This window comes from Mesorhizobium sp. B3-1-6 (genome assembly GCF_006439555.1).
Taxonomy (GTDB): domain Bacteria; phylum Pseudomonadota; class Alphaproteobacteria; order Rhizobiales; family Rhizobiaceae; genus Mesorhizobium.
Map to the genome: position 1 here is coordinate 337647 of NZ_VFTM01000002.1, position 13881 is coordinate 351527.

Here is a 13881-nt window from a genome sequence, read left to right on the forward strand (position 1 = left end):
GGAAAAGTTGGTTGTGCCTAGGCGCAAAACCGCTATTTTCGCCGAACCTTCGCGAGCCCCCTTACCCTGGCAGGCGTCAGCCGCAAGCCAGGCAACCCGTGAGAAAAGCACTACGTGATCAGGATTTCCATCGATGCCATGGGCGGCGATCACGGACCGAGCGTGGTCATCCCGGCGCTGATGACGGTCGCCATCCGCCGCCCTGACATCCGCTTCGTCATCTATGGCCGCGAGGACGTGGTGCGTCCCGAACTCGTCAAGTTCCCGAAACTCGCCGAGATAAGCGAGTTCGTCCATTGCGAGATCGCGGTGCGCATGGACGACAAGCCGAGCCAGGCGCTGCGCCATGGCCGCTGGAAGTCGTCGATGTGGAAGGCCGTCGAAGCGGTCAAGAACGGCGGCGCGCAGGCCTGCATCTCGGCCGGCAACACCGGCGCGCTGATGGCGATGTCGAAATTCTGCCTGCGCACCATGGCCACCATCGACCGCCCGGCGATCGCGGCGCTCTGGCCGACGACGCGCGGCGAAAGCGTGGTGCTCGATGTCGGCGCCACCATCGGCGCGGATGCGCACCAGCTTATCGATTTCGCCATTCTGGGCACCGGCATGGCGCGCTCGGTGTTCGGCATCGAGCGGCCCAGCGTCGGCCTGCTCAATGTCGGCGTCGAGGAGATCAAGGGCCAGGAAGAAGTCAAGGAAGCCGGCCGCATGCTGCGCGAGGCCAACATGGCTTCGATGAATTATCGCGGCTTCGTCGAGGGCGACGATATCGGCAAGGGCACGGTCGACGTGGTGGTTACCGAGGGTTTTGCCGGCAACATCGCGCTCAAGACCGCCGAGGGCACCGCAAGGCAGATCGCCGGCTATCTGCGCACCGCCATGAGCCGCACGTTCATGGCCAAGATCGGCTATGTCTTCGCCAAGGGCGCCTTCGACAGGCTGCGCGAGAAGATGGATGTCGGGCGCTCCAACGGCGGCGTCTTCCTTGGATTGAACGGCATCGTGGTGAAGAGCCATGGCGGCGCCGATTCGGACGGCTTCGCGGCCGCCGTCGAACTCGGCTACGACATGGTGCGCAACAATCTGCTTGACCGGATCGAGGCCGACCTCGATCTGTTCCATGCGCGCAATCCGACCGCGCAGGCAAACAGGAAATCCGGCGTCGCCGACGCCGAGGAATAGGACAGAGCCTTGATCAGATCAGTCGTGCGCGGCAATGGTGCCGCGCTGCCCCGCCGCATCATGAAGAATGCCGACTTCGAAGGCATGGTCGAAACCTCGGACGAGTGGATCGTCCAGCGCACCGGCATTCGCCAACGCCACGTCGCGGCCGACGACGAGACGACAGCCTCGCTTGGCGAGGCGGCGGCGCGCGCGGCGCTGGACAGCGCCGGCATGACGCCCGCCGATATCGACCTCATCATCCTGGCGACCTCGACGCCCAACAACACGTTCCCGGCGACCGCTGTCGAAATCCAGAACCGGCTCGGCATGCATCATGGCTTTGCCTTCGATATGCAGGCGGTGTGCTCGGGCTTCGTTTATGCGGTCGCCACCGCCGACCTTTATATCCGGGGCGGCCTGGCCAAACGCGTCCTGGTGATCGGTTCGGAGACATTCTCGCGCATTCTCGACTGGAGCGACCGCTCGACCTGCGTGCTGTTCGGCGACGGCGCCGGCGCGCTGGTTCTGGAAGCGGCAGACGGAGCGGGCGCGATTACCGATCGCGGCGTGCTGGCGGCGAGCCTGCGTTCCGATGGCGTGCACAAGGACAAGCTCTTCGTCGACGGCGGTCCTTCTACCACGGGAACCGTCGGTCATCTGAGGATGGAAGGCCGTGAAGTGTTCAAGCATGCCGTCGGCATGATCACCGATGTCATCGAGGCGACCTTCGGCGAGGCCGGCATAACAGCCGAGGACCTCGACTGGTTCGTGCCGCATCAGGCCAATAAACGGATTATTGACGCTTCCGCCAAGAAGCTCGGGATTGCGGAGCAGAAAGTGGTGGTCACCGTCGATTTACACGGTAACACCTCGGCTGCCTCGGTGCCGCTCGCTTTGTCGGTGGCCGTCGCCGACGGCCGCATCAAGAAGGGCGACCTTGTGCTTCTCGAGGCGATGGGTGGAGGTTTCACCTGGGGCGCGGTATTGCTCCGCTGGTAAGTGCCGAACTCGCCGGTTCGGTTCTTGACCTTGCCGGATCAATTACTTAGGCTCTGCCTTTACCTGTATCGATTTACGTTTTTGCGAGCAGATGGGACGGTCGCATGGGGGGAAAGACACTTACGCGTGCCGACCTTGCTGAAGCCGTTTACCGGAAGGTTGGCTTGTCGCGAACTGAATCGGCGGAGCTCGTCGAGGCCGTCCTCGATGAGATCTGCGAGGCAATCGTCCGCGGCGAGACGGTGAAGCTGTCGTCCTTCGCCACCTTCCATGTCCGTTCCAAGAACGAGCGCATCGGACGCAACCCCAAGACGGGCGAGGAAGTGCCGATCCTGCCGCGCCGGGTGATGACGTTCAAATCGTCGAACGTGCTCAAGAGCCGGATCCTGCGCTCGCATCAGAACAGCAAGGGCAAGGGCGGCAAATAGTTTGCTGGCGAATGCGGTTGAAAACCGTCGGCCATTTTGACGTCGGGCTTGAATATCGTTTCATAAATCGCTGAAATAAGGCACGATTCGGCATCATGAGCCGGATCGCGGTCCAGTGTGGAGGATTGGCCCATGGACAAGAGCCCCGACGCTTTCCGCACCATCAGCGAGGTCGCGGAAGATCTCGATCTGCCGCAGCATGTGCTGCGGTTCTGGGAGACGCGCTTCACCCAGATCAAGCCGATGAAGCGAGGCGGCGGCCGGCGCTACTACCGGCCGCAGGATGTCGAGCTGATCAAGGGCATCAGGCATATGCTCTACGATCAGGGCTATACGATCAAAGGCGTGCAGAAGCTGTTGCGCGAGAACGGCAACCATTTCCTGGTCGCCATCGGCAATGGCGACATGGCCGCCGTGGAGGCGATCGCCCAGCGCCGCCAGGCCGAGCAGGTGCCGCTGACGGCGGCCGCGCAGCCGCGCGGCGACGAAGACGCGCTGGTCGGTCAACCGAAGGTGAAGCCCAGCCGCCGTTTCTTCGGCCTCGGTAAGAGCGACGACGAAGGTCCGGTACAACCAGACGCCTCGAAATTGTCGCGTGACAATCGCGCCTTGCTGCAGGAGGCGCTGTTCGACTTGCTGGAATGCAAGCGCCTGCTCGACCAGGTTCGTTGAACGGTCGTTATTCGACTGGATGCCGCGCGCTCGGCCTGCCGGAACTGGCTCTGCGTCCATGCGTTAGGCCTTCTCGAAGAGAAGGACAACAAGCATGGCATCGTTTTCGACCCTCTCCGACGTTGATATCGACAAGCAGGTTGCGGCGCTTTCGCGACAATTGCACGATCTCAAGAAGGTTTTGGCCAGGCGCGGCGACGCCTATTACGAGGATGGCCGCGAGACGGCGTCCGACTATTATTCGCAACTTGCCGATCGCCTCCACGAGGCGCTGCCCGCAATAAGGCGCAGGGGCAGGGCGATTGAGCGTACGGCGCGAGATCATCCGGCGACGGCCGCCGCCGTCGGGCTGGTCGTGGTCGGATTGCTTGCCGGCCTTCTTATCAGCCGGCGCTGATCGATCGACGCGATATGAACAGAAATGGCGGCCGTCCTCGACGGCCGCCATTTCCGTGCCATTTGGCTACAGCGATCAGTTCGCGAGCTTGAGCCGCGTCTTCGGATCGACCTTCATAACCTCGCTGCACTTGCCGTAGACGGTGCCGTTCTTGTCGGTGGCATCGGTATAGGTGCCTTTGCAATCCAGCTGCAGCACCAGGCACGAGCCATGGCCCTTACAGACCGCGCCGCCGTCGCCGGTCGGATGGGTGCCGGCAAAGGCCGGAGCCGAGACCGAGCCGAAAGCCGAAAAGACGAGAGCCGCGGCGAGGCTGATACGGTTGAAGTTGGTCATTTGAGCATTTCCTTCCATTGGTTGTTGGGATCGCCGTCCTGGCGTCCCCGTTGGGTTGAGGAGCACCTTCGCGGTGCCCATGACCGCTTAGTGCTGGCCCCAATGGAAAGGTTCATATGCCGCGCGATTTTTTTCGTTTGGCCGGCGACGTCTGTGTTCAGCCGTCAAACTTATCGGTGCCCCGCATCGCGCCACGGGCAATTCGGGGTAGGCGGCGCGGATATACGCTTTCGCCGCCAGCTTGTCGGTCAGCGTCACGAACCGTGGATTGCGGTCGACGATCTTTCGCCACAGCATCAGTTCGTTATAGCGCCCGGGCGGCGGGATTTGGCCAATAGCCGAGCTTCATGGCGAAGCGGGCAACGAGGGCGGATGGCGAAGCGTGACGACGGCACGGGCGACCGCCAGTAGCAGGCGGTGTCTGGCCGAAAGATCGGCGCAGGCCCCCATTAGGCGCAATCCGGAGTGCGGTTCGGCATCGCCGGATGTTTAAGCCGAAGAGTCCGATGGGAAGACTGGTCCGCTCTGGCGGCGAAGGCCTGCCTTCCCATCGGCAGAAGGGAAGGATCAGGCCTTCTTCGGAGCCATCGTCTTGTGGTGGTGATGATGGTGGTGGTGATGGCGGTGATGATGCCTGTGGTGATGACGATGATGGTGATGCTTCTTCATCGGAGCCGCGTCGGCACTGGTGGCGCCGAGGATCGGCATGGTGAACGCCAGGGCCAGAGCCAGCCCGAGCGCGGAGAGGAGGGACTTCTTCATGACTTCGTTTCCTTTTTACGCGGGCCTTCCGAGATTCACCGGAGCAAATCGGTGACCCAAGCCTCGCGATAGGGACTATCCTCCTGGTTTTTTTCGACAATTTTTCCCAAATGTAGATTTTTGTTTCTGGATTGTTTCTGGGGAGCCCTCTTGCGCCGCGCGCCCGCCCTGGCCTACGAGGATTGCGCGCTCCTTGGAAATCCAAGGATGCGGCTACCTGGCCTCACATAGGCGGCGCGATGCCGTGATTCCCGACCACGACCCGGTTGGCCACGAGCTTGCCGTCGCCGCCGCGCTCGGCGTTGACGAACACCGCGATGCCCGGCGTGAGATCCGCCGGCGTGGCGGCGGCGAATGTCACGATCGGTGTCGTCTGCGGAATCGCGATCTGCTTCTTCTGGCCGTTGTCATAGGTGAGCGTGACCGTGCGGCCTTCGATCTCGGTGACGTCGGCGACGGTGCCGTTGGTCATGCGGCTGTTGGGCTGCAGATCCCAGTCGCGGTCGCCTTCTCCGGTACCCTTCAGGGCCGCCGGGAAGACCACGACTTCCAGCGCGCCGCTGCCGCCATCGGCCTTGGAAATCGAGGCGATGCCAAGAAAATCGCCTTGCTTGATATCGGCTGCCGATGCCTTGGCGACGCCCGAGATCTTCCAGCCGTCGGCAAGCGCGATCGCATCGGTCTTGCCGTCGCGGTCCTTCACCGTGAGCGTCGATCCGGCAACGCCGACGACGGTGCCTCGAACGCGTGTGGCGTACGCCGCCTGCGCTTCCGTCGCGCCGACGACGCTTGAGATGGCGCCAAGCAAAATTGCGAACGATTTCAAATTCATGGCATTCGATCCTTCCGTGAAACGCCCGGCGCGCGGGTTTGGCTGCCGGTGACGGTGAGCTAACGAATCGAGGCGTCGAAAATGCCGGCGAATCCGGTCGAGGATCTTCAAAAGAACTTGATTGAGCGCCGAGCGGCCTTACATCTACGGGGCCCGAGGCATTCGGCCAAAACGCAGCTTCACGATGGCGTGACGCCGTATGGGTGCTCTTGGCAAATCATTTGTTAACGAGCATTCTCCCGCCGTCTCAGGCAACACCACATTTCATCCGACCTGTTTCATCTTTAAGGAGTTGCCATGCCCAACACCGTACGAAACGCTGTTTCCAACGATATCATTGCCGCGTCCGGCCTCAATCCGTTGAAAGCCGCTCGCGAAACGAGGGGATACACGATCGAGGAACTTTCTTTGACCTGCGGCCTGGCCGTGGGCGAGATCGTCGACATCGAGGACGGCAAGGACGTCGACCCCGCCAAGCTCCGGCGCATCGCTTCCGCGCTGCAAGTGCCGGAAGAGGAATTGATCAGGGTGCCGTCCGCAGAGAATCGGCCCACACAGCAATAGAGACGCCAGAAGCGTCCATCCAGAAGCCCGCCGAGGGTTGGCCCGGCGGGCTTTTTAGTGCCTGCGAGGCGCAGGCGCTGGCTCTTGCCAATTACCGCCATGCTATGCGATTCGCCGAGCGCTGCTGTTCGACAGACCTGACGAGGGATTCACCATGAGCTTGGAATCGGTCCGCGCCTTTCTGGCCGAGCACGCGCCCGATATTGAAGTCATCGTCACCGAAGCAACTTCCGCAACAGTGGCGCTGGCGGCGGAGGCGCACGGCGTCACGCCGGCGCAGATCGCCAAGACGATCTGCCTGCGCGTCGCTGACGAGACCATGCTGGTCGTGACCAGCGGCATCGCCAGGCTCGACAACCGCAAATTCAAGGACAGGATGGGCGGCAAGCCGCGCATGCTCGGCGGCGAAGAGGTGCTGGCAGTCACCAGCCATCCGCCGGGCGGCGTCTGTCCGTTCGGCCTGCCGGCGCCGCTGCCCGTTTATTGCGATCTGTCGCTCAAAGCCTTCGGCGAGGTCGTTCCGGCAGCAGGCGCCACCAATGCCGCGGTGCGCATCACGCCGCAGCGCATGGCCGATCTGGTCGGCGCTGTATGGGTCGACGTTTGCCAGTAACAATTGCCGCCTAGATATCTTTTCATGGTTCGTCGGGGGCCGTGGCGCGGTTTTGACCGACGTTCGGCCGCGGCCCGCTCGTTTTCCATTTGGTTCGGTACGGGCGCCCGCTGCCCGTGCCTTTAGCCATTGCGCCTCGAGCCATTGGAAAAGCGTCGACCAATGGCCAAATTCTGGACATTAGTCTTGACAGAAATACATATGTTCAATACCCGTCAAGCAACCGAACAGCATGCGATATGGGAGGAATACACGGTATGGCATCCAACATTTCGTTGACGGGCCTTGCCCGCGATCTTGAGGAACGAGCCAAGTCGGGCAAGCCCATCCGCATCGGCCTGATCGGTTCCGGCGAAATGGGCACCGACATCGTCACCCGCGTCGCCCACATGTCCGGTATCGAGATCGGCGCCATTTCGGAACTCAACCTGCCGGCGGCCAGCAAGGCCGTCGATATTGCCTTCCAGGAAACCGGCCATGCGCGCGAGGTTTCCAACACTTCGGCGATGACCTCGGCCATGGAGGCCGGCAAGATCGCCGTCACCAGCGATTCCAGCCTCGTCATCGGCAATGACCTCATCGACGTCGTCATCGACGCGACCGGCGTTCCGGCCGTAGGCGCCGAGATCGGCCTGCACGCCATGGAGCATGGCAAGCATCTGGTGATGATGAATGTCGAGGCCGACGTCACCATTGGCGCCTACCTCAAGAGCGAGGCCGACCGTCTCGGCGTCACCTATTCGCTGGGCGCCGGCGACGAGCCGTCTTCCTGCATGGAACTGATCGAATTCGTCTCCGCCATGGGGCATCCGATCGTTGCCGCGGGCAAAGGCAAGAACAACCCGCTCAACATCGACGCCACGCCTCCGGACTATGAGGAGGAGGCGAAGCGCCGGCATATGAATGTGCGCATGCTGGTCGAATTCGTCGACGGTTCGAAGACCATGGTCGAGATGGCGGCGATCGCCAACGCGACCGGGCTGGTCCCCGACAAGCCCGGCATGCACGGTCCGGCGGCGACGCTTGGCGAATTGTCGAAGGTGCTGGTGCCCGAGAAGGACGGCGGCGTGCTGTCGAAGGTCGGCGTCGTCGACTACTCGATCGGCAAGGGTGTCGCGCCCGGCGTCTTCGTCGTCGCCGACATGTCGCATCCGCGCATCTCGGAGCGCATGGAAGACCTGAAGATGGGCAAGGGCCCGTATTTCACCTTCCATCGCCCCTATCACCTGACTTCGCTGGAAGTGCCGCTGACCTGCGCCCGGGTCGTGCTTTACGGCAAGGCCGACATGGTGCCGCTGGCCAAGCCCGTGGCCGAGGTCTGCGCGGTCGCCAAAAAGGATCTGAATCCCGGCGACAAGCTCGATGCCATCGGTGAGTATTGCTATCGCGCCTGGATCATGACGGCCCCGGAGGCCCATGCGGCGCGCGCCGTTCCCTGCGGCCTGCTGCAGGGCGGCTCCGTCACCCAGCCCATCAAGAAGGGCGAGCTCATCACCTATGCCAACGCGGCGCCCGCGCCGGGCTCGAAGATCGCCGAACTGCGCGCCCGCCAGGACAAGCTCGTTTACGGCGCTGTGGAGGCGTGATCATGGCTGGAGCCAGCAAAGCCGTCGTGGATAGCCGGGCCAACCTGCCTTTCGTCTATCGCCAGTACAGTCCGGAGCAGCTCCGGGAGGTGCTTCATAAGATGTACCTCATCCGCCGCTTCGAAGAGGGCGCCGAAGAGTGCTACATGCGCGGCCTCATCCACGGCACCATGCACCTGTCGATCGGCCAGGAAGCCAGCGCCATGGGCATCTGCATGCCGCTCGCCGAGGATGACCAGATCACCTCGACGCACCGCGGCCATGGCCATTGCATCGCCAAGGGCGCCGAGGTCAGCCGTATGTTCGCCGAGTTCTTCGGCAAGACCACCGGTTACTGCAAGGGCCGCGGCGGCTCCATGCACATCGCCGATGTCGCCAAGGGCAATCTCGGCGCCAACGGCATCGTCGCCGGCGGCATTCCGATCGCGGTGGGTGCCGCACTTTCCGCCAAGAGGATGAAGACCGGCAAGGTCGTGGTCTCCTTCTTCGGCGACGGCGCCAACAATGAGGGCGCCTTCCATGAGGCGCTGAACATGGCGGCGATCTGGAAGCTGCCGGTGATCTTCGTGTGCGAGAACAACGGCTACGGCATGTCGACCTCGACGGCGCGCTCGACCGCGGTGAAGAACATCGCCGAGCGGGCGGCCGCCTATTCGATGCCCGGTGTCATCGTCAACGGCAATATCTTCTCCGAGGTCGCCGAGGCGTCTTTCAAGGCGGTGGAGCGGGCGCGCGCGGGCGAGGGGCCGACGCTGATCGAATCCAAGACCTATCGCCATCGCGGCCATTCCAAGAGCGACCGCAACCGCTACCGCACCAAGGAAGAGATCGAGGACTGGATGGCGAACCGCGATCCGATCACGCTGTTCGAGACCGAACTGCGTGACTTCGGCTTCATCGACGACCAGGGCATCCAGGCGATCCGCGACGCGGTCGCCAAGGAGATCGCCGACGGCATCGAGTTCGCCAAGGCGAGCCCGGCGCCCGAGATCGCCGCCCTTGCGGACTACGTTTACACGGAGCATGCGTGATGGACGCCGTGGTGCGTGAACTGAGCTACGCCCAGGCGATCCAGGAAGCCATGGCTATCGCCATGGACATGGACGAGCGCGTCTTCCTGATGGGCGAGGACATCGGCGTCTATGGCGGCGCCTTCCAGGTGACGGGCGATCTTGTCGAGCGCTACGGCAGCGACCGTGTCATCGACACGCCGATCTCGGAACTGGGCGGCGCCGGCGTCGCGGTGGGCGCCGCCGTCACCGGCATGCGGCCGATCTTCGAATTCCAGTTCTCGGATTTCGCCACGCTCGGCATGGAGCAGATCGTCAACCAGGCGGCCAAGATGCGCTTCATGCTCGGCGGCGAGGTCTCGGTGCCCCTGGTGATGCGCTTCCCGGCCGGCTCCGGCACGGGCGCCGCCGCCCAGCACAGCCAGAGCCTCGAGGCCTGGCTCGGCCATGTGCCCGGCCTGAAGGTGATACAGCCGGCGACGCCGCACGATGCCAAGGGCATGCTGCTTGCCGCGGTCGCCGATCCGGACCCGGTCATGATCTTCGAGCACAAGCTGCTCTACAAGATGAAGGGCCATGTGCCGGAAGGCCATTACACCGTTCCGATCGGCAAGGCCGAGATCCGCCGCGAAGGCCGCGACCTCACCATCGTCGCCACCTCGATCATGGTGCAGAAGGCGCTCGACGCGGCGGCCGTGCTGGAGGGCGAGGGCATCGACATCGAAGTGGTCGATCTGCGCACGATCCGGCCGCTCGACAGGCAGACCGTCATCGACAGCGTGAAGAAGACATCGAGATTGCTCTGCGTCTACGAGGCGGTGAAGACGCTCGGCATCGGCGCGGAAGTGAGCGCGCTCGTCGCCGAAAGCGAGGCGTTCGACTATCTCGATGCGCCGATCGTGCGGCTCGGCGGCGCCGAGACGCCGATCCCCTACAATCCGGACCTGGAAAAGGCGACGGTGCCGCAGGTTCCCGACATCATCGCCGCCGCCCGCGACCTCGTGAAAGGGGTCCGCTGAGCGATGCCGACCGAAGTCATTCTTCCCAAGGTCGACATGGACATGGCGACCGGACAGATCTCGCGCTGGTTCGCCGAGGAGGGCGCCAAGGTCAAGAAGGGCGACGTGCTCTTCGAGATCGAGACCGACAAGGCGGCGATGGAGATCGATGCGCCGGCCAGCGGCACGCTGCGCAACGTCACCGGCAAGGAGCGCGTCGACATTCCCGTCGGCGAGCCGGTGGCGTGGATTTATGCTGATGACGAAGTCTACGCGCCAATCTCCCCCCTCGTGGGGGAGATGTCGGCGAAGCCGACAGAGGGGGGTGCTGTCCCGCCAACGTCTCATTCTGTCGCGCCCCCCTCTGGCCTGCCGGCCATCTCCTCCACGAGGGGGGAGATCAGCCAATCGCAAGGGCCCGCCCGAGCCACGCCTTTGGCTCGACGCTTGGCCCGTGAGGCAAATCTGGACCTCTCGGCTATAGCAGGCAGCGGTCCGCGCGGCCGTGTTGTGCGCGCCGACGTTGAGGCCGCAGTTGCCGGCAAAGGCGCGGCCGCCTCTGCTCAGCCGGCCGCCGAGATTCCGGCTGAACTTCCATCCGCTCCAGCGCCAGCACCCAAGCCGATGTCGGACGACCAGGTGCTGAAGCTGTTCGCCGAAGGCTCCTACGAGCTTGTGCCGCATGACAATATGCGCAAGACGATTGCGCGCCGCCTGGTCGAGGCGAAGTCCACCATCCCGCATTTCTACCTGACGCTCGACTGCGAGCTCGATGCGCTCTTGGCGCTGCGCACGCAGTTGAATGCGGCGGCGCCGATGAGGAAGACCGACAAGGGCGAAGCCCCGGCCTACAAGCTCTCCGTCAACGACATGGTCATCAAGGCGATGGCGATGGCGCTGATGGCGGTGCCGGACGCCAATGCCTCCTGGACCGACAGCGCCATGGTCAAGCACAAGCACGCCGATGTCGGCGTCGCCGTGTCGATCCCCGGCGGCCTGATCACGCCGATCATTCGGCATGCGGACGAAAAGACGCTGTCGGTCATCTCCAACGAGATGAAGGACCTGGCCAGCCGCGCCAGGAGCCGCAAGTTGAAGCCGGAAGAGTATCAGGGCGGCACCACCGCTGTGTCCAATCTGGGCATGTTCGGCATCAAGGACTTTGCCGCCGTCATCAACCCGCCGCATGCGACGATTTTGGCGGTCGGCGCCGGCGAGGAGCGGGCGGTGGTGAAGAAGGGCGAGATCAGAATAGCCACCGTGATGTCGGTGACCTTGTCCACCGACCATCGCGCCGTCGACGGCGCGCTCGGAGCCGAACTGCTCGGCGCCTTCAAGCGCTTGATCGAAAACCCGATGGGCATGCTGGTGTAAGCCAACCCTGCAGGCCCTTGATCCGGCTTGCTCTTAACGCCACGGACCCTCCGATCACCGACTTGTCAGGCCGGCAGCTCGTAGGAAACCCGGCCTAGCGCTTGAAGCCGCCGCTATTTCGTTCCACATCGGGCGCTATGAACGGCAAGATGCGGGAATGGTTTCGGAATTGGCGGTGGGCCTTGGCCGCATCGCTATTCCTGCATGCCCTGATTGCAGCGTTCTTGTTCCTTGGCTTGCCGAGACCCGACCAACAGCCGGATCAGCAGGAACAGCCGGTCAATGTCGCGATCGTGCCGCCGCCCGATCAGCCCAAGCCGAAGCCCGCTCCAAAGCCGCCGCAGCCGACGCCTGAAAAGAAGGCTGAAAAGCCGCCTGAGCGGGCCGTGCAAAAGCCACCGCCTCCGCAGCCGCCGAAACCGCAGGACATTCCGGTTCTGAAGCGCGTTTTCCAGTATGGCGAGAAGGATACCGGCCCGGAGAAATCTCTGAACGGAGGCAGCGCTCCAGCCAACGCGCCGTCGCCAGCCCAAAATGAACCAGCGAAGCCGCCGGTCGCACCGAAGCCAGCGCCCGACCAGCCAGCCGCTGCAACGCCCGAGCAGCAGGCGGATACCAGCAAGGTCCAAGAGAAGCCGGCAACCGCCCCGCCGGACGAAAAACCCGCGCAAAGCGAGGAGAAGCAGGCGACCGAGGACACTGACAGGCAGCAGCCGGACAAGGCGTCGCAACCCGCCGAGAACCAAGCGGCCGAAGCGCCAAAGCCGTTGACGGCCGAAGCCGGCGACAAGCCCGCACCTCCATCGTCAACCGAAAAGGCAAAGCCTAAACCTTCCAAGGCGATGAAGTTCAAATCGGCAAGAGCCTTGAGATCGCCAAGCGGTAACCCAGGAAGGTCAAACCCCGCCGACGCCGAGGTTGCGGGATCGCCGATCTATTCCGGTCTGCCGGGCGTCAGAAAGCTTTACTCGCCGGGTGCGACCGGCAACGCGCTGGCCACAAGCTCGATGGAGAACGTGCCGCGCGATCAGCGCGTTGCCAATCTTTGCGCCAACGTTCTGAACCAGGAATTGCAAAGTGCGGATTACTCGCCCAAATGGCTGCCGACTATTCCCCTGAAGCAGGGCAATGTTCTTAACCCTACGCAGGCTGCCTTCAGCACGACAACGCAATGGTACGATCTGAGCTTCCGCTGCGAGGTCGACGCCGATGCAACGAGGGTCCTGTCCTTCAACTTCCGTGTGGGGGGACTGGTCCCGCCCGGTGAGTGGACCCGGCGTCGTTTCCCCAGTCTCCGCTAGAGCATGATCCCGAACCGAAGGTCAGCGAATGCAAAAAGTGGGAACCGGTTTTCGGAGAAGATCATGCTCCAACAAAGAGTTGGATCAGGCCGGAACACCAAGCCCCGCCAATTGCCGGCCGACTTCGTGCCAGTCGGCGCAGACGAAATCGGCGCCGGCAGCCTTCAGCCGCGCACCGTGCTCGGGATAAGTGTGCCCGCCGCCGGTATAGCCGATCGCGATCATGCCGGCCGCGACCGCGCCTTGGACGCCGAGCGGCGAATCTTCGACGACGATGCAGTCGGCCGGCTTCGCCCCCATTCTCTCGGCGGCGTAGAGGAAGATGTCGGGCGCCGGCTTGCCGTTCTTCACCATCGAGGAGGAAAAGATCGCTTCGCCGAAGAAGCGTGACAGCCCGGTCACCGACAGGCTGTGGTTGATGCGTTCGACCGAGGATGACGAGGCGACGCAGCGGTCTCCGGCAAGCGCGCTCAGGAATGGCGCGATGCCCGGTGTCGGCTTCAGCTCCTCGGAAAAGAGCAGCTTGGTCTCGGTCCAGATATCGCCGTCGGCGGCGGGCGGAAACTGATGGCCGGTCAGTTCCTTGATTTTGACGATGATGTCGGACTGCTTCATGCCGATGCATTGGGCGATGATGCCGCCATGGACGCCGGGCATGCCGTGTTTCTCGTAGACGCGCTCATAGGCTTTGGCGGCCAGCGGCTCGCTGTCGACGAGAACGCCGTCGCAATCGAAAATCATCAGTCTAGGTTGCGCCACGCGCTTCTCCCGGCTCCTGTGTCAATGCGCACATCGCTATCGATAAAAAGTCAGATGTTCAATAGTCGGGCGGCTCCGTCCCCAAC

The 13881-nt window shown here is 63.3% G+C and carries 16 protein-coding genes; 12 read left to right on the forward strand and 4 right to left on the reverse strand.

All coding sequences use genetic code 11. The annotated features are described in order from the left end of the window. The first annotated feature begins 114 nt into the window (after positions 1-114). From plsX to FJ414_RS03910, 5 genes are all read left to right on the forward strand, one after another. Positions 115-1182 (forward strand): phosphate acyltransferase PlsX, encoded by a 1068-nt coding sequence (gene plsX / locus FJ414_RS03890; RefSeq protein ID WP_140641449.1) that lies wholly within the window; start codon positions 115-117, stop codon positions 1180-1182. Positions 1183-1191: 9 nt separating this feature from the next. Further along, a complete protein-coding gene (locus FJ414_RS03895) occupies positions 1192-2163 on the forward strand; it encodes a beta-ketoacyl-ACP synthase III (RefSeq protein ID WP_140641451.1) in 972 nt (323 codons plus the stop codon). 104 nt (positions 2164-2267) lie between these two features. After that, the gene (locus tag FJ414_RS03900) at positions 2268-2591 is read left to right on the forward strand and encodes an integration host factor subunit alpha (protein ID WP_023815657.1); all 324 of its coding nucleotides are present in this window, start codon (positions 2268-2270) and stop codon (positions 2589-2591) included. Positions 2592-2723: 132 nt separating this feature from the next. After that, positions 2724-3263, forward strand: coding sequence for a MerR family transcriptional regulator (locus FJ414_RS03905; protein WP_042640150.1), 540 nt, complete (start codon positions 2724-2726; stop codon positions 3261-3263). Positions 3264-3357: 94 nt separating this feature from the next. Then, positions 3358-3660: a DUF883 family protein gene (locus tag FJ414_RS03910; protein ID WP_140641453.1), complete on the forward strand. Its 303-nt coding sequence runs from the start codon at positions 3358-3360 to the stop codon at positions 3658-3660. A gap of 75 nt (positions 3661-3735) precedes the next feature. Here the strand turns inward: FJ414_RS03910 and FJ414_RS03915 are convergent, their stop codons facing one another. From FJ414_RS03915 to FJ414_RS03925, 3 genes are all read right to left on the reverse strand, one after another. Next, complete coding sequence (locus tag FJ414_RS03915) at positions 3736-3996, reverse strand: hypothetical protein (RefSeq protein ID WP_140641455.1); 261 nt, start codon at positions 3994-3996, stop codon at positions 3736-3738. A 567-nt stretch (positions 3997-4563) separates the two neighbouring features. Beyond that, positions 4564-4758 carry a hypothetical protein gene (locus tag FJ414_RS03920; RefSeq protein WP_140641457.1) on the reverse strand — a complete coding sequence of 65 codons (195 nt, stop codon included), beginning with the start codon at positions 4756-4758 and terminating at the stop codon, positions 4564-4566. Positions 4759-4981: 223 nt separating this feature from the next. Next, complete coding sequence (locus tag FJ414_RS03925; RefSeq protein WP_140641459.1) at positions 4982-5590, reverse strand: hypothetical protein; 609 nt, start codon at positions 5588-5590, stop codon at positions 4982-4984. Positions 5591-5887: 297 nt separating this feature from the next. Here FJ414_RS03925 and FJ414_RS03930 point away from each other — a divergent pair, with 297 nt between their 5' ends. The 7 genes from FJ414_RS03930 to FJ414_RS03960 all read left to right on the forward strand — a co-directional run bounded on the left by FJ414_RS03930 (position 5888) and on the right by FJ414_RS03960 (position 13036). Beyond that, positions 5888-6154, forward strand: coding sequence for a helix-turn-helix transcriptional regulator (locus FJ414_RS03930; protein ID WP_140641461.1), 267 nt, complete (start codon positions 5888-5890; stop codon positions 6152-6154). 154 nt (positions 6155-6308) lie between these two features. Further along, the gene (locus FJ414_RS03935) at positions 6309-6767 is read left to right on the forward strand and encodes a YbaK/EbsC family protein (RefSeq protein WP_140641462.1); all 459 of its coding nucleotides are present in this window, start codon (positions 6309-6311) and stop codon (positions 6765-6767) included. A 257-nt stretch (positions 6768-7024) separates the two neighbouring features. After that, positions 7025-8353: an NAD(P)H-dependent oxidoreductase gene (locus FJ414_RS03940; RefSeq protein WP_140641463.1), complete on the forward strand. Its 1329-nt coding sequence runs from the start codon at positions 7025-7027 to the stop codon at positions 8351-8353. Positions 8354-8355: 2 nt separating this feature from the next. After that, the gene (locus FJ414_RS03945; RefSeq protein ID WP_140641465.1) at positions 8356-9384 is read left to right on the forward strand and encodes a thiamine pyrophosphate-dependent dehydrogenase E1 component subunit alpha; all 1029 of its coding nucleotides are present in this window, start codon (positions 8356-8358) and stop codon (positions 9382-9384) included. Then, positions 9384-10382: an alpha-ketoacid dehydrogenase subunit beta gene (locus FJ414_RS03950; protein WP_140641599.1), complete on the forward strand. Its 999-nt coding sequence runs from the start codon at positions 9384-9386 to the stop codon at positions 10380-10382. Before FJ414_RS03945 ends, FJ414_RS03950 begins: the two co-directional genes overlap by 1 nt. Before the next feature lie 3 nt (positions 10383-10385). Next, entirely contained in the window at positions 10386-11735 is a 1350-nt protein-coding gene (locus FJ414_RS03955) for a pyruvate dehydrogenase complex dihydrolipoamide acetyltransferase (protein ID WP_140641467.1), read from the forward strand. A 137-nt stretch (positions 11736-11872) separates the two neighbouring features. After that, positions 11873-13036: a DUF930 domain-containing protein gene (locus FJ414_RS03960; protein ID WP_140641469.1), complete on the forward strand. Its 1164-nt coding sequence runs from the start codon at positions 11873-11875 to the stop codon at positions 13034-13036. A gap of 84 nt (positions 13037-13120) precedes the next feature. On the opposite strand, the gene FJ414_RS03965 is transcribed toward FJ414_RS03960, so the two are convergent. After that, positions 13121-13795: an HAD family phosphatase gene (locus FJ414_RS03965; protein WP_140641471.1), complete on the reverse strand. Its 675-nt coding sequence runs from the start codon at positions 13793-13795 to the stop codon at positions 13121-13123. Between the last annotated feature and the right edge of the window lie 86 nt (positions 13796-13881).

What these genes read in the sequence shown, in the direction of transcription:
- FJ414_RS03900 (WP_023815657.1), top strand. Translation starts at nt 2,268, where the DNA reads ATGGGGGGAAAGACACTTACGCGTGCCGACCTTGCTGAAGCCGTTTAC.
- FJ414_RS03905 (WP_042640150.1), top strand. Translation starts at nt 2,724, where the DNA reads ATGGACAAGAGCCCCGACGCTTTCCGCACCATCAGCGAGGTCGCGGAA.
- FJ414_RS03910 (WP_140641453.1), top strand. Translation starts at nt 3,358, where the DNA reads ATGGCATCGTTTTCGACCCTCTCCGACGTTGATATCGACAAGCAGGTT.
- FJ414_RS03915 (WP_140641455.1), bottom strand. Translation starts at nt 3,996, where the DNA reads ATGACCAACTTCAACCGTATCAGCCTCGCCGCGGCTCTCGTCTTTTCG.
- FJ414_RS03920 (WP_140641457.1), bottom strand. Translation starts at nt 4,758, where the DNA reads ATGAAGAAGTCCCTCCTCTCCGCGCTCGGGCTGGCTCTGGCCCTGGCG.
- FJ414_RS03925 (WP_140641459.1), bottom strand. Translation starts at nt 5,590, where the DNA reads ATGAATTTGAAATCGTTCGCAATTTTGCTTGGCGCCATCTCAAGCGTC.
- FJ414_RS03930 (WP_140641461.1), top strand. Translation starts at nt 5,888, where the DNA reads ATGCCCAACACCGTACGAAACGCTGTTTCCAACGATATCATTGCCGCG.
- FJ414_RS03935 (WP_140641462.1), top strand. Translation starts at nt 6,309, where the DNA reads ATGAGCTTGGAATCGGTCCGCGCCTTTCTGGCCGAGCACGCGCCCGAT.
- FJ414_RS03940 (WP_140641463.1), top strand. Translation starts at nt 7,025, where the DNA reads ATGGCATCCAACATTTCGTTGACGGGCCTTGCCCGCGATCTTGAGGAA.
- FJ414_RS03945 (WP_140641465.1), top strand. Translation starts at nt 8,356, where the DNA reads ATGGCTGGAGCCAGCAAAGCCGTCGTGGATAGCCGGGCCAACCTGCCT.
- FJ414_RS03950 (WP_140641599.1), top strand. Translation starts at nt 9,384, where the DNA reads ATGGACGCCGTGGTGCGTGAACTGAGCTACGCCCAGGCGATCCAGGAA.
- FJ414_RS03955 (WP_140641467.1), top strand. Translation starts at nt 10,386, where the DNA reads ATGCCGACCGAAGTCATTCTTCCCAAGGTCGACATGGACATGGCGACC.
- FJ414_RS03960 (WP_140641469.1), top strand. Translation starts at nt 11,873, where the DNA reads ATGAACGGCAAGATGCGGGAATGGTTTCGGAATTGGCGGTGGGCCTTG.